Origin of the sequence: Cohnella sp. 56 (assembly GCF_037963805.1) — a bacterium.
Classification (GTDB): Bacteria; Bacillota; Bacilli; order Paenibacillales; family Paenibacillaceae; genus Cohnella.
Genome location: NZ_JAZDQE010000013.1, coordinates 194,171 through 207,919 on the forward strand (window position 1 = coordinate 194,171; position 13,749 = coordinate 207,919).

Below are 13,749 nucleotides of genomic sequence, written 5' to 3' on the forward strand. Positions count from 1 at the left end.
TAATTCAAATATAATAAATCAGATATGAGTCAGGAGGGGGCTGAATTATGGCCTATTCGCTATCGCAGGTTAATCGCACGGGTCTACCGCCGCTGCTGGAGGGCGTCAGTGATGACTCGCATTGGATGGACAAGCGCGCGCGCATCCGCCGGACGTGGCTGGAATATATCGGGGAGCTGCCGGAGAGGCCGCCCGTCCATCTGCGCCGCCTGTCGACGAGCGAGGAGCCGGGATATATGCGTCATCGCATTGAATACGATACGGCGTACGGAGATACGATTCCGGCGTACCTGCTCGTGCCGACGTCCTCGGCAGATCGCGCGCTTCCTGCGAACGGATATCCTGCCGTGCTGGCGCTGCACCCGACACATGAGCTGGGGAAGGACGACATCGCGATCGTGCCCGGCAGACCGAATCGCGGCTATGCGGTCGAGCTGGTTCTCCGCGGATATGTGGTGCTCGCGCCTGACGCGCTCACGGCGGGAGAGCGGATCTACCCGGGCCGCTCCGCCTTCGACAGCACGCCGTTCTATGAGCTGCATCCGAATTGGTCGACCGTCGCCAAAAATGCGACGGACCATATGCAGGGCGTCGACGTCCTGACCTCCCTCGAGGAGGTCGACAGTCTGGCCATCGGCGCAATCGGGCACTCCTTCGGCGGCTACAACGCCTTCTTCCTGGCGGGACTGGATAATCGGGTCCGGGCCGTCGTATCGAGCTGCGGCTTCAGCCCTTTTGCAGGCGACCCGCATCCGGAGCATTGGGGGCACAGGCCGTATCCTTACACGCATATTCCGAAGGTGACCGCCGATTTGCAGGCGGACCGGATTCCGTTCGATTTTCACGAGATTGCCGCGCTGTGTGCGCCCGTGCCGTTTTTTAACTACGCGGGGCAGCAGGATGCGATCTTCCCGCACTGGCGTTCGGTCGCGGAAGGGATGGGAGAGCTGGCGAAGCTGTACGGCTGGCTTGGCAAGGAGGACCGGTTCAGGTTTTACCTTGGAGAAGGCATCCACGATTTTCCGGAAGAGATCAGACTGCTGGCGTACCGGTTCCTGGATCGATGGCTGAAGATGGAGGCGAATTAGAGGATGAAGCCGCTTAAAATAGTGATGCTGCAAAGCCGCCAGTTTACGGATCGCATCTTCACGGACGAGCATCTGGCGCGCATCCGGCGCTTCGGCGAGCTGACCGTCAACGAGCAGGCAGCCAATCCGACGCCGTCGCTGGCGGCGGAGCTGGCGGAGGGAGCCGATGTCGTCATTACGTCCTGGGGCTGCCCGCCGCTCGACGCGCCGCTCCTCGACCGCTGCCCGCAGCTTGCAATCGCGCTGCACGCAGCCGGCACGGTCAAGCCGATCCTGAGTCCAGACATTCCCGCGCGCGGCATCCGCGTCGGCACGGCGAACGAGGCACTGGCGCGCGGCGTGGCGGAGACGGCGCTCGGTCTTGTCATCGTGTCGCTCAAAAATATGTGGCAGCTCGCCCGCAACACGCGTGAAGGCGAGTGGCACAAACAGCGCGAGCGCGTCCGCGAGCTGTACGAGGTGACTGTCGGCGTCATCGGCGCCGGCCTGTCCGGCAGACACTTGATCAAGCTGCTGCAGGCGTTCGAGGTACGCGTGCTCGTAAACGATCCGTTCGTCTCCGAGTCCGAGATCGCCGCCATGGGCGGCGTGAAGGCAGAGCTGGACGATCTGCTCCGCGCGTCGGATGTCGTCTCGATCCACGCGCCCTCCGTGCCGGAGACGGACCGCATGATGAATTCGCGTACGCTAGGTCTGATGAAGGACGACGCGATCCTGATCAATACGGCCAGAGGCTCGCTGATCGATGAGGATGCGCTGATTGCCGAGCTGCGCAAGGGCAGGCTGTGGGCTTGCCTGGACGTCACGGAGTCCGAGCCGCCGGCAGCCGATCACCCGTTCCGTTCGCTGCCCAACGTCACGCTGCTGCCGCATATCGCCGGAGCCGAGAACAACGGGCTGCGACGGATCGGCGACTATATCGCGGACGAAGTCGAACGGTATGCTGCGGGAAGGGCGCTCAAAGGGGAAGTCGACGTAAGCCAGCTGTTCAGACTGGCGTGATGCCCCGATTGACAGGCTGCGCCGCACCCCACTAAGATTAGAAGAAACAAAGCGGATTCCGACTCGCGCGCGGGTACGAGAATCCGTTTTATTTCTTGGAAGCTACGGGAGATGCCATGAAAACGAAGCATAGCCGCAAGACGTTCCGAATCCGACAGGACGAGATGCAAAGCCGCCTGCGGCAGGAGATCATCGAAGGCGCCAGGAAGCCGGGATCGTACTTGCCCTCCGAGAAGGATCTGGCGGATCAGTTCGGCCTCAGCAACAAAATCGTGCGCGATGTGCTGGCCGAGCTGGCGGCCGAGGGGCTGATCGAGAAAAAGCCGCGGATCGGCAGCATTGTAGCCGACCGGAGCGGGACCGGGCGTATCGTCCTGAAGCTGGGCCACCACGGCTCCACGCTCCAGGAGACGGCGCTTCGGTCGCTGATCGCGGCGTTCGAGGCGCGTTATCCGCATATTGCCGTGCAGGACTTGACGCTGCCGGGCCACGCTCCCGAAGCGCTGACGCCGTATCTGGCGCATGGGCTGATCGACGCGATGACGCTGAACGACGCCGAGCTACGGGCTATCGCGGAGTCGGGAGAGGCGGCACAGCTGCAGCCGCTGGAGGCGGACGCGGACAGCTACCCTTTTTTGACCGAAGCGTTCGTGAGCGGCGGACAGCTGCTGGCGCGTCCGTTCACGTTCAGTCCGACGATTTTATGCTACAACCCGGAGCACTTCCGTGAAGCGGGGCTGTGGGAGCCCGACAGCGGCTGGGGCTGGGACGATCTGCTCGCGGCAGCCGACAGGCTGACGATACCGGAGCGTAGAGCGGGCTTTTACTTCTCCGCCACGCACCGCAACCGGTTGGCCGTCTACCTGCTCCAGCGAGGGGCGAAGGCCGAGCGGGACGCCGCCGGCAGGCTGCGGATGCGCGGCACGCCGATGATGGCGGGCATCCGTCACTACAAGGAGCTCGTCGCCGGACGGATGACGCCGCTCCTGTCCGAGCAGGATGCCGGGTTCCGCGTCGAAGAGCTGTTCGCACAGGGCAAGCTGTCGATGATGCTGACGACATATTATGGCTTGAACGCGCTGGCGCAGACGGGGATTGCGTACGATATCGCGCCGATCCCGACACTCGCCGATCCGGCCACGCTGGTCATCGGGATCGGCCTGGCCGTGAACCGGCATTCGCCACGGATGACGGAGGCCCGTCTGCTCGCCGACTTCCTGACGGGGCCGCATGCGCAGGCGATCATTCGCCGGGATACGCTGAGCCTGCCGGCCCTGAGAGCGGCTTCCGAGGAAGAAGGAGCCGCGGCGAGCAAGCCGTCCAGGTTCAATATGTACCGCGAGATCATCCCGACCTTCCGCTTCGGCAGCGAGCTCGGTTTGCGGGAGCGGGAGTGGAGCTGGTTTCTGCAGGAGGTCATGCTGTATTTGTCGGGGCTCGCGTCAGAGGATGCGTTCTGCGACAGTGTCGAGGCGAAGGGGCGACTCTCCTGACACTCGGGTGCAAGGCGAAGCTTGCACCGCATCGCCTTCCAGCTATGCCGGCAATAGCCCCAAAAAGCGACGCATCCTTGCGAGGATGGTCGCTTTTCATTTATACAACAACTATACGTACGACATCGTCCCGCTACTTCCCTAATCGGATGAACTTGTCGATCAGAGCGTAAAAGGAGCTCGACTCCGGCTCCGCAAATCCGTTCAGGTCGCCGATCGAATCGGCGAACAGGAAGGGCAGCAGACCGATTGCGAGCGCAGCGATGACCATCCCGACCACCAAGCTCCGAATGATGCGGCTCCACGTGATGATGAGGCTCATCTCCTTTTATATCAAATCAGGCATACGACGAAGAAGCGATCGCCCAGACTAGCGGACGATCGCCTGTTCAAGTTTATACGACGGCCTCCCGCTTCTTGAAAAACGTCTTCAGCGCGTTGTACACCTCGGACTTCTCGCGGATGACGTAGTAGAGGAACTGCTGGTGGTCGAGATGCTTGTAGGCGGACATGAGCGTGCTCGAGCGGTTGTACTGGTTGACCTCGCCGTAGCCGAAGATGTTGGCCCGGCTCAGCAGCTCCTTGATCAGCCGCACGCAGCGCTCGTTGTCGCTCGTCAGATTGTCTCCGTCGGAAAAGTGGAACGGATAGATGTTGTAGCTCGACGTCGGATACCTGCTGTCGATAATCTCCAGCGCTTTGATGTAGGCGGACGAGCAGATCGTGCCGCCGCTCTCGCCGCGCGTGAAAAACTCCTCCTCCGACACTTCCTTGGCCTCGGTATGATGCGCGATGAACACGATCTCCACCTTCTCGTATTGGCGGCGCAGGAAGCGGGTCATCCAGAAGAAGAAGGAGCGCGCGCAGTACTTTTCGAAGGAGCCCATAGAACCCGACGTATCCATCATCGCGATGATGACGGCGTTGTTCTGCGGCTTGACGATCTCCTCCCATGTCTTGAACCGCAGATCGTCCGGCGAGATGCCGGCGATCTGACCGCGTCCGTCGCGCGCGTTGCGGCGCAGATTCTCGAGGATCGTCCGCTTCTTGTCGATGTTGGACATGATGCCCTTGCGCCGCACGTCGGTGAACCGGATCTCGGTCGACTCAATAATTTCCTTGTCCTTGCGCTTGAGATAGGGCAGCTCAAGCTCCTCGAACAGCATGTTCTCCAGCTCGGCGATCGAGATCTCGGCTTCGACGACGTCCTCGCCGGGCTCGCTGCCCGCGCCTTCGCCTTTGCCGCCTTTGGCCGCCGGATCGGTCCCGAGCACATCGCCGACCTGGCTGTCGCCGTCGCCCTGGCCGACGTGTTTTTTCTTATTGTGGTTGTAAACGATATGGTATTCGTCCATGCTGCGGATCGGAATCTTGATGATCTGCTTGCCGTTCGACATGATGATATTTTCTTCGGACAGCAGGTCCGGCAGATTCTGCTTCAGCGCTTCGCGGACCTTCTTCTGGTGACGGGATTGATCCTGATAGCCCTTGCGGTGAAGCGACCAGTCTTCTCTGGACAGGATGAACGACGGCTTGTTCACGGTCCACGCACCTCTCTTCGGCCTTCTGATTCGGCATTTACGCAGGTATGCATTTAATATATTCGCGGGCGTCGAAACGATGTGTGCGAATTGTGCCGCAGCCGAGCGGAGAAGCGCGGTTACGTGGCGGGGCGGACAGGGTAAATGGATGAAATAGCAGCTTTTACCGCACCCTGTTAAGGAGCGGCGCCCGTCGGGCGGGATGTCGGCCGCACACGCCGCCCGCCCTGCTCCGCATGGCCGAATTCGGCGGGCGCCTGCCACATATTTATGGGTGAAGGCTGATCTATCGAATCGAAGGGAGATGAAGGATAATGATGGACACGATTCGCAAGGCGGTGTCGCTGGGACTCGGCGTCGTCGTCGCCAGCAAGGAGCAGATCGAGAAGACGGTCGACGAGCTGGTGAAGAAGGGCGAGGTCGGCAAAGAGGAGTCGAAGGCACTCGTAGGCGAGCTGATCGCCAAGGGCGCCGAGGCGAGGGAGCGGATCGAACGGCTGGCCAATGACAAGGCAAGCGCGATTCTCGGCGAGAACCGCTATGCGGCGAAGGCCGAGATCGAAGCGCTTCAGGACCGTGTCGCCTCGCTGGAGGAGCGCATCGCATCGCTGGAGGCACGGCTGTCCACCGGTGGTCTCGCCTAGGGACGGCCGCTCATGAATCCGCGCAAAAGAATCCGGCATCTGCGGCGCTACCGGCGTATCGGAGCAGCGCTGGCGCGCAACGGATTCGGTTACATATCCGACGCGATCGGCCTGACCGACAAGGTCAGGCTGTTCAGAAGAAGCGAGCGCGCGGTCCGTCAGGCGGGCGGCATCGGCAAGCGTATCCGGCTCGTGCTCGAAGAGCTTGGCCCGACCTTCGTCAAGCTGGGGCAGCTGGCCAGCACGAGGGCCGACCTCATTCCCCAATCGATTCTGGAGGAGCTGAGGCATCTGCAGGATCAGGTGCCCCCGTTCCCTTACGAGGAGGTCGCCGCGATCGTGGAGGAGGAGCTGGGCGCGCCGGTCGGCGATCTGTTCGCCGCGTTCTCGGAGGAGCCGATCGCCGCCGCCTCCATCGGCCAGGTGCATCGCGCGACGCTGCAGGACGGGACGGATGTAGCTGTCAAGGTGCAGCGCCCGGACATCCAGGCGATGATGGACACCGATCTCGAGATACTGGCCGACCTCGCGCGCGTGGCAGAGCATCGTCTCGAATGGGCGCGCCGCTACCGGCTGGGCGACATGGTGGAGGAGCTGGCCAGGGCGCTGCGGGCCGAGCTCGACTACGGTACCGAGGCCCGCAACGCCGTCCGCTTCGCGAGGCTGGCGGCGGGATGGCCGCGGATCGAGATTCCGGTCGTGCACGACGCGCTCAGCTCGCGGCGGGTGCTGACGATGGATTTCAGAGACGGGATTCGTCTGTCCGACGATGCGGCCCTCGATGCGGCGGGCCTCGACCGCGCGCTGTTGGCCGAGACGCTGGCCTCGACGATTTTCGAGCAGGTGCTGACCGAAGGCTTTTTCCATGCGGACCCGCATCCGGGCAATGTGCTCGCGCTGCCGGACGGCAAGCTGGTGCTGCTGGACTTCGGCATGGTAGGCCGGCTGACGCCGACGGCCCGCAAAAACTTCGTGTCCTTCGTCATCGCGCTGCGCAACCAGAGCACGAAGGGCGTGCTGCGGGCCATCTCCCATATGGGTATCATCCCCGATACGGTCGACGAGGATCGCCTGTTCGCGGATGTCGACGAGCTGCGGGAGATGTACTACAATGTGCCGCTCGCGCAGATTCATCTCGGCGAGTCGATCGAAGCGCTGTTCGGCATCGCCCAGAGACATCAGATCAAGCTGCCGACCGAGCTCACGCTGCTCGGCAAGGCGATGCTGACGATGGAGGGCGTCGTCACGGCGCTCGATCCGTCGTTCAGCGTGCTGGATGTCGCCGAGCCGTTCGGCAAAAAGCTGCTGCTGGAGCAGTGGAGCCCAAGGCGGGTCGCCCGGAACTGGCTGGAGGAGGCGCCCGAGCTGCTCGACCTGCTGCGCGACATTCCGGACGATCTCAAGCACTGGTCCGGCATCGCGCACAAGGGACGGCTGCGCGCGGAGATCGAGCTCGGCCAGGCCGAATCGATGGCCCGCAGGCTGAACCGCATTGGCAACCGGCTGTCGTTCAGCATCGTCCTGCTCGCGCTCAGCATCATGATGGCCGGACTGATCATCGGCGCTGCGCTCGGACATGCCGAGACGACGATCTGGCGTTTTCCCATCATCGAGACGGGGTTCGTCATCGCCGCCCTCATGTTCGGCTGGCTCATATTCGCCATTATTCGTTCAGGCAGATTTTAATTGCTTGTCTGAGACTGCATCATGCGCCGCGGGACCGCCTGGCTACTTGACAGCGCCCGCGGTGATGCCGCTCGCGATCTTGCGCTGGAACAAAATGTACACGACGAGCACGGGGACGATCGTGATGAGCAGGGCGGCGAACAGCGGTCCCCACTCGGTGCGGTACTGCATCTCGGCCTGCATGACGCCGATCTCGACGGGCAGGGTGTAGTGCCTCGGATCGTTGATCAAGACCGTGCCGACGACGTATTCGTTCCATATGTTCAGCACGTTGATGATCGCGACCGTCACAAGGCCCGGCTGGGACAGCGGCAGCATGATTCGGAAAAAAGTGCCGTAATACGAGGCGCCGTCGATGACGGCCGATTCCTCGAGCTCCTTGGGCAGCGACTTGAAGAAGCCGACGAGCACGAATACGCCGAAGGCGAGCACGCTGGAGGCGTAGACGAGGATCATGCCCAGCGTCGTATTGATCAGGTGCAGCGAATTCATCAGGAAAAAAAGCGGGATGAGCGCCAGCACGAACGGCACCATCATGGAAGCGATATAGAACAGGTAGAGCGCGCCGCTCCCCCGGAACGGATACCGCGCGAGCACGTACGCCGTCGACGCCGACAGCAGCAGTCCGAGGACGGTCGAGCCTGCGGTGATGACGAGCGAATTGACGAAGTAGGAATCGAAGTTGTACCTGTCCCATACATACGAGAAGTTGGACCACAGCAGCGGCAGATTTGGCAGCGACCAAGGGGCGTTGCCCATGAATTGGGCGTTGTCCTTCAAGGCGTCCAGCGCGGTCCAGGCCAGCGGATACAGCACGGCCAGCCCCCACACGACGAGAATCGCATAAAATATCGTTTTGGCGACCGGATTGCGCAAACCGAAGTTCATAGTCGTTCCCCCCTAGCTCATCTCTACGGTTTCGCGGTGCAGCAGGCGCTGCATGACGACGGTCGTGATCAGCGAGCTGATCATAATCAGCATGCCGATCGCGGCGCCGAAGCCGAAGTGGTATTGGCGGAATGCCATCTGGTACAGATAGGAGCCCATCACCTGCGTCGTATTGTCGGGGCCGCCCTCGGTCATGATCCAGACGATGACGAACGAGCCGTTGAGCGTCGTCATCATGATGTTGATGATCGATACTTTCATCTGCTCCCAGACGAGCGGCAGCGTGATATGACAGAACTGATGCCACTGGTTCGCGCCTTCGAGATCGGCCGCCTCGTACAGGGAGTCCGGCACGTTCTGGATGGCCGCGACGAGCAGGATCATGTAGAATCCGATTCCCGCCCAGATCGAAGGGGGCAGCAGCATCCAGATCGTATGCGAGGTGAAGCCGAGCCAGGTGATCGTGACGGGCTCCTTGGTGAACAGCGACAGGAAGGCGTTCAGGAAGCCGATCTGCGGATTGTATATGAAGTTCCAGAGGACGCCGATGACGACCACGGAGATTACGTTCGGAATGAAGTAGATCGAGCGGAAGAAGCCGGACAGCTTGAAGCCGAAGCGCGTCAGCGCCACCGCGAAAAACGTGGCGAGCAGCATGATGCCGACGATCTTGCCCGCGACGAGGAAGTAGTCGTTGCCGAGCGCCTGCCAGACGATCGGGTCGTGCAGCATGTCCTTGAAGTTCTGCAGTCCGATGAAGTCCATATGATCCGACATGCCGGACCAGTCGAAGAACGAATAATACAATGCCTTGATAACCGGATAGATGGTGAACGTACAGAAAAATATGAGCGTGGGTAGCGTGAAGCTGGCGATGAACATGCTGCGCTGCCATTTGGCCGTTCCGGATGTTTTCAAGATGGCCCCCGTCCTTTCGTCTCCATGGACTGAGGGAGACCCCGGCGAACCGGGGCTCCCAAGTCTGAGGAGTATTTTTTATTTGCCGACCTTGGCGGCGGCGTCGGTGACCCGCTTGACCCACTCGTCCGGTGTGATCTTGCCGATCGAGAGCGCGTCGGTCGAATCCCACATCACCTTCTCGACGTCGGCGTTGAACGTGATCGTCGGCACGACGACCGTATTCGGATCGTTCAGGAACTTGGCGGCGTCCTTGACGAAGTTCGGTGCGCTGGAGCTGGAGATATCGCCCTTGATGTTGGACGGAGCGCCGCTCAGCTCGGCCCACTGGGAAGCCTGCGCTTCGGAGAAGATGAAGGACATGAACGCTTGCGCAGCTTCCTTGTTCTTCGCCTTTTTGGCGATGGCGACCGTAGCGGTGGACGTATTGGCGACGACTTTGCCGCCAGCCTTTTGCGTGACGGATGGGATGAAGCCGAAGTCGAAGCCGGACGGTACGTCCTTGCCCATCTCGTTGGGCAGCCACAAGCCGTTCGGGATGAACGCGTCCTTGTGCTGCAGGAACAGCATTTGCGAATCGGTATGGTTGATCTGGATGGAGGCTTTGTCGATGAAGCCTTTGTCGCGCATCTCGACGATCTTGTTCAAGGCTTCCATGACGGCCGGGCTCTTGAATGCGTCAACCTTCGAGTTCGCCATATCCTGGAGGATCGAGTAGTCGTCGTTGTTCGCGGATACGATCGCCGGGTAGAGGAAGGCATCCTGGATGTAATAGGCGTATTTGCCGGTGTGGATGAACGGCGTGACGCCGGCGGCCTTGATCTTGTCGGCGGTGTCGATGAACGAAGCGTAGTCGGTCGGCTCGGTCCAGCCTTTTTCCTTGAACAGCGCCTTGTCCCAGAAGATGCCCCAGGAGTTCAGGACGAGCGGGATGTTGTAAACTTTGCCGTCGTACTGCTGCGGCGGCTGCGTCAGAATGTCGCTGATGAGGGTGCCGTCGACGTTTTTGGCCGTCTTGAACCATTCGGTCAGGTCTTCGAGCTGTCCGTCCTCGACCATCTGGCGGTCGTTGAGACCCGCGCCGTCGATGTAGACGAAGTCGGGCGGATTGCCGCCGATCCAGCGGGGCTTGTTCTGGTCGTTGATCTTGGGACCGCCGTCTTCGATGACGTTCAGGTCCGGGTTGGCCGCCTTGAAGTCGGCGATCACCTTTTTCCACCACTTGTCGCCGTAGCCGCCGACGAAGTATTGGATCTCGAAGTCGCCGGTAAGCTTTGCCCCGGTGGCGTCGCCGCTTGCGCTTGCAGATGCGCTGGGAGCTGCGGAGGCGGATGCGCTCGCGCTTGGAGATGCGTCGGACGATTTGCCCGCGTTCGCGTTTTTGTCGTTCGAGCCGCAGCCTGCCAGCGGCAGGACGGCCATCGCGGCGGCCAGGCCGGCGGCGGCGATCTTTTTGTTCAGAGCCATGAAGCAAAACCCTCCCCGAATGTAGATGATACGGTCGCTTGCTTAGCGCCTGTCATCATCATAGCGGGGAGGGCCGTTTGCCTCTATCGAATATCTTCCGGGAAATCTAGAGGATTTTATGATCGTTATGGCTCGGATGCATAAGCTTCGCTGCGGGTGACCGCGAACGCTTGCAGCTGGTCCAGCGCCGCCTTCGGGGAGAGATGATCGTACAGAACGGCATCGCCCATCTTGCGGGTCTTGTCCAGCACCGCCTGCCAGGCGGGCTCCTGCACCGGATAGAACTTGGCCGTCGACAGTGCGGCGATCGCGCCCGTCATCTGCGGATCGGCGGCCGACAGCGAGCGGCCGACAGGTTCGGTGACGGGGATGAAGCCTTCGCGCTTGACCATATCCTCGTAGTTGGCGTCGTCGTACAGGAAGTCCAGGAACTTGCCGATCGCGACCGGATCGGTATGGGCCGTCTTGAACGAGACGAGCACGTCCTGCACGCCGAACGAGATCGGCTGCTGTCCGTCCCTCACCGGGATCGGTCCCTTGCCCCATTCGAACCCGGGGAACTCGCGCGGCACGACGGAGGAGAAGTAGTTGCCGGAGATCATCATGCCGAGCTTGCCGTCGCCCATGATTCGCTGCTTCTCATCCCGCGTCGTCACGGTCGGCTCCTCGTCGGTCAAGCCCTCGTCGAACAGCCGCTTGAGGTAGGACAGCGCCTCGACGTTGGCCGGCGAATTGATGTTCCATTTGCCGTCCTTGATCCATTCTCCGCCCGAGCCGTAAAAAAAATAAGACAGATACGCCTGAACCTCGTCGTCCGTCAGGTCGACGCCGAATCCGCGCGCCCGGCCCGATGCGGCGATCTTGCGGGCGCTCGCCTCGAGCTCTGACCAGGTGGCGGGCGGCTTGGCGATGCCGGCGGTCTCGAACAGCTTTTTGTTGTAGTACAGGCTGCGTATCGAGGCGACGTACGGGATCGCGTACTGCTTGCCTTCGATGCTGTCCATCCCGGACAGATTCGGATAAAACTTGGCCAGCAGTTCGGGCGAGGCGATCTCGCTGAAGTCGTTCAGAATGCCGGCTTTGGCGAAGTGGGCGTATACGTTCGTATTGAGCAGATCCGGCGGCTGATTGCGGCTGATCATCGCGGTATAGATGCCGTCGAGCACGTTCCAGTTGGCGACCTGCAGCTCGACGATGATGTCCGGGTTTTTGAGCTCGAACTCATGCACGAGCTTCTCGAGATTCGCCTTCGTCTCCGTGCTGTACTCCGCCGCGACGAAGCGGATCAGCGACTGCTTCGGCTCCGCCTGCGACGTCGGCTGCGGCTCGTGCTCGGAGCACGCGGCGAGCGTCAGCGCCAGCGCGGCCGCGGCGATCAGACCTGCTGCGGCGGAGCGATAGGGGGCGGGCATGGCGATGCCTCCTTTCTCAGAATGGGTTGGCGGCGGCGTGGCCGCGTGGGGCCGAGTTGTGCGGCGGTGCCGCGTAACGCGGGCAGATCGGGCCGCGTGGGGCCGAGTTGTGCGGTGGTGCCGCGTAACGCGGGCAGTTTCGGCCGCGTGGGGCCGAGTTGTGCGGTGGTGCCGCATAACGCGGGCAGTTTCGGCCGCGTGGGGCCGAGTTGTGCGGTGGTGCCGCGTAACGCGGGCAGTTTTGGCCGCGTGGGGCCGAGTTGTGCGATACTGCCGCGTAACGCGGGCAGATTCGGCCGCGTGGGGCCGAGTTGTGCGGCGGTGCCGCGTAACGCGGGCAGATTCGGCCGCGTGGGGCCGAGTTGTGCGATACTGCCGCGTAACGCGGTCGGATTTGGCCGCGCGGGATCGAGTTGTGCGATACTGCCGCATAACTCGGCCACGCGACGCCGCGCTGCGCAGATGCACAATTCTACCGTGCATTTCTCCCGAATCCGGCCCCGTGAGTCGCAGGTACACAATACTACCGAGTAACTCGCTCGAATCCGGCTCCACATCGCGCAGATACACGATTCCGCCGTGCATCTCGTCCGAATCCGGCCCCGTGAGTCGCAGGTACACAATACTACCGAGTAACTCGCTCGAATCCGGCTCCACATCGCGCAGATACACGATTCCGCCGTGCATTTCTCCCGAATCCGGCCCCGCGCAGCGCAGATACACGATTCTACCGTGCATCTCGTTCGAATCCAGCCTCGCGCGGCGCAGATACACGATTCTACCGTGTAACTCGCTCGAATCGGGCCCCACATCGCGGAGATACACGATTCTACCGTGTATCTCGCCCGAATCCGGCCCAACATCGCGGAGATACACGATTCTACCGTGTATCCCGCCCGAATCCGGCCCAACATCGTGCAGATACACGATTCTACCGTGTATCTCGCTCGAATCCGGCCCCACATCGCGCAGATCCACGATTCTACCGTGCATCTCGCTAGACTCCGCCTCCGAGTAACACAGATTCACGATACTACCGTGCATCTCGCTCGAATCCGGCCCCGCGCGGCCAGATCCACGATTCTACCGTGTAACTCGCCCGAATCCGGCCCTACATCGCGCAGATACACGATTCTACCGTGTATCTCGCCCGAATCCGGCCCCGCGCGGCGCAGATACACGATTCTACCGTGTAACTCGGGCGATTCCGGGCTCCGAGAGTCGCAGATACACGATTCTACCGTGCATCTCGCTCGACTCCGCCTCCGAGCAACACAGTTACTCGATTCTACCGTGTAACTCGCTCGAATCCGGCCCCGCGCAGCGCAGATACACGATTCTACCGTGTATCTCGTTCGAATCCGGCCTCGCGCGGCGCAGATACACGATTCTACCGTGCATCTCGTCCGAATTCGGTGCCGCGCGGCGAGGATACACGATTCTACCGTGTATCCCGCCCGAATCCGGCGCTTCGCGGCACAGACGGCTAGGCCCCCTAAAATTGGAGTCATGCCCCACAATGATACCAATCTCGCACCATAGCTCGTTATTTCGTGGGATTACACTGTTCGGTAGAAAGCCGAAGCATCTTCCAACGTCTTGACCCACGC

Annotated in this window: 11 protein-coding genes; 5 read left to right on the plus strand and 6 right to left on the minus strand. The window is 61.5% G+C overall.

What is annotated here, in order from left to right; translation table 11 throughout:
• The first annotated feature begins 47 nt into the window (after positions 1-47).
• The 3 genes from VQ071_RS21545 to VQ071_RS21555 all read left to right on the plus strand — a co-directional run bounded on the left by VQ071_RS21545 (position 48) and on the right by VQ071_RS21555 (position 3,583).
• Positions 48-1,088: a dienelactone hydrolase family protein gene (locus VQ071_RS21545; RefSeq protein ID WP_340516303.1), complete on the plus strand. Its 1,041-nt coding sequence runs from the start codon at positions 48-50 to the stop codon at positions 1,086-1,088.
• Between the two features lie 3 nt (positions 1,089-1,091).
• Positions 1,092-2,090, plus strand: a complete 999-nt coding sequence (locus tag VQ071_RS21550; protein ID WP_340516304.1) for a hydroxyacid dehydrogenase — start codon at positions 1,092-1,094, stop codon at positions 2,088-2,090.
• Positions 2,091-2,206: 116 nt separating this feature from the next.
• Positions 2,207-3,583 (plus strand): extracellular solute-binding protein, encoded by a 1,377-nt coding sequence (locus VQ071_RS21555; protein ID WP_340516305.1) that lies wholly within the window; start codon positions 2,207-2,209, stop codon positions 3,581-3,583.
• 133 nt (positions 3,584-3,716) lie between these two features.
• Here the strand turns inward: VQ071_RS21555 and VQ071_RS21560 are convergent, their stop codons facing one another.
• Together VQ071_RS21560 and yhbH are read right to left on the minus strand one after the other, a co-directional pair.
• Positions 3,717-3,905: a hypothetical protein gene (locus VQ071_RS21560; RefSeq protein WP_340516306.1), complete on the minus strand. Its 189-nt coding sequence runs from the start codon at positions 3,903-3,905 to the stop codon at positions 3,717-3,719.
• A gap of 73 nt (positions 3,906-3,978) precedes the next feature.
• A complete protein-coding gene (gene yhbH / locus VQ071_RS21565) occupies positions 3,979-5,124 on the minus strand; it encodes a sporulation protein YhbH (protein ID WP_340516307.1) in 1,146 nt (381 codons plus the stop codon).
• Between the two features lie 314 nt (positions 5,125-5,438).
• On the opposite strand from yhbH, the gene VQ071_RS21570 reads away from it, so the two are divergent.
• Together VQ071_RS21570 and VQ071_RS21575 are read left to right on the plus strand one after the other, a co-directional pair.
• Positions 5,439-5,768 carry a phasin family protein gene (locus VQ071_RS21570; RefSeq protein WP_340516308.1) on the plus strand — a complete coding sequence of 110 codons (330 nt, stop codon included), beginning with the start codon at positions 5,439-5,441 and terminating at the stop codon, positions 5,766-5,768.
• A gap of 12 nt (positions 5,769-5,780) precedes the next feature.
• Positions 5,781-7,454, plus strand: coding sequence for an ABC1 kinase family protein (locus VQ071_RS21575; RefSeq protein ID WP_340516309.1), 1,674 nt, complete (start codon positions 5,781-5,783; stop codon positions 7,452-7,454).
• A gap of 42 nt (positions 7,455-7,496) precedes the next feature.
• Here the strand turns inward: VQ071_RS21575 and VQ071_RS21580 are convergent, their stop codons facing one another.
• From VQ071_RS21580 to VQ071_RS21595, 4 genes are all read right to left on the minus strand, one after another.
• The gene (locus VQ071_RS21580) at positions 7,497-8,342 is read right to left on the minus strand and encodes a carbohydrate ABC transporter permease (RefSeq protein WP_340516310.1); all 846 of its coding nucleotides are present in this window, start codon (positions 8,340-8,342) and stop codon (positions 7,497-7,499) included.
• Positions 8,343-8,354: 12 nt separating this feature from the next.
• Positions 8,355-9,224, minus strand: coding sequence for a carbohydrate ABC transporter permease (locus tag VQ071_RS21585; protein ID WP_340516319.1), 870 nt, complete (start codon positions 9,222-9,224; stop codon positions 8,355-8,357).
• A gap of 114 nt (positions 9,225-9,338) precedes the next feature.
• Positions 9,339-10,727, minus strand: coding sequence for an ABC transporter substrate-binding protein (locus VQ071_RS21590; protein ID WP_340516311.1), 1,389 nt, complete (start codon positions 10,725-10,727; stop codon positions 9,339-9,341).
• Positions 10,728-10,852: 125 nt separating this feature from the next.
• Positions 10,853-12,139 (minus strand): extracellular solute-binding protein, encoded by a 1,287-nt coding sequence (locus tag VQ071_RS21595; RefSeq protein WP_340516312.1) that lies wholly within the window; start codon positions 12,137-12,139, stop codon positions 10,853-10,855.
• Positions 12,140-13,749 lie beyond the last annotated feature (1,610 nt).

Excerpts from the sequence above, each read along its gene's own strand:
- VQ071_RS21545 (WP_340516303.1), top strand. The coding sequence starts at position 48 with ATGGCCTATTCGCTATCGCAGGTTAATCGCACGGGTCTACCGCCGCTG.
- VQ071_RS21550 (WP_340516304.1), top strand. The coding sequence starts at position 1,092 with ATGAAGCCGCTTAAAATAGTGATGCTGCAAAGCCGCCAGTTTACGGAT.
- VQ071_RS21555 (WP_340516305.1), top strand. The coding sequence starts at position 2,207 with ATGAAAACGAAGCATAGCCGCAAGACGTTCCGAATCCGACAGGACGAG.
- VQ071_RS21560 (WP_340516306.1), bottom strand. The coding sequence starts at position 3,905 with ATGAGCCTCATCATCACGTGGAGCCGCATCATTCGGAGCTTGGTGGTC.
- VQ071_RS21570 (WP_340516308.1), top strand. The coding sequence starts at position 5,439 with ATGATGGACACGATTCGCAAGGCGGTGTCGCTGGGACTCGGCGTCGTC.
- VQ071_RS21575 (WP_340516309.1), top strand. The coding sequence starts at position 5,781 with ATGAATCCGCGCAAAAGAATCCGGCATCTGCGGCGCTACCGGCGTATC.
- VQ071_RS21580 (WP_340516310.1), bottom strand. The coding sequence starts at position 8,342 with ATGAACTTCGGTTTGCGCAATCCGGTCGCCAAAACGATATTTTATGCG.
- VQ071_RS21585 (WP_340516319.1), bottom strand. The coding sequence starts at position 9,224 with ATGTTCATCGCCAGCTTCACGCTACCCACGCTCATATTTTTCTGTACG.
- VQ071_RS21590 (WP_340516311.1), bottom strand. The coding sequence starts at position 10,727 with ATGGCTCTGAACAAAAAGATCGCCGCCGCCGGCCTGGCCGCCGCGATG.
- VQ071_RS21595 (WP_340516312.1), bottom strand. The coding sequence starts at position 12,139 with ATGCCCGCCCCCTATCGCTCCGCCGCAGCAGGTCTGATCGCCGCGGCC.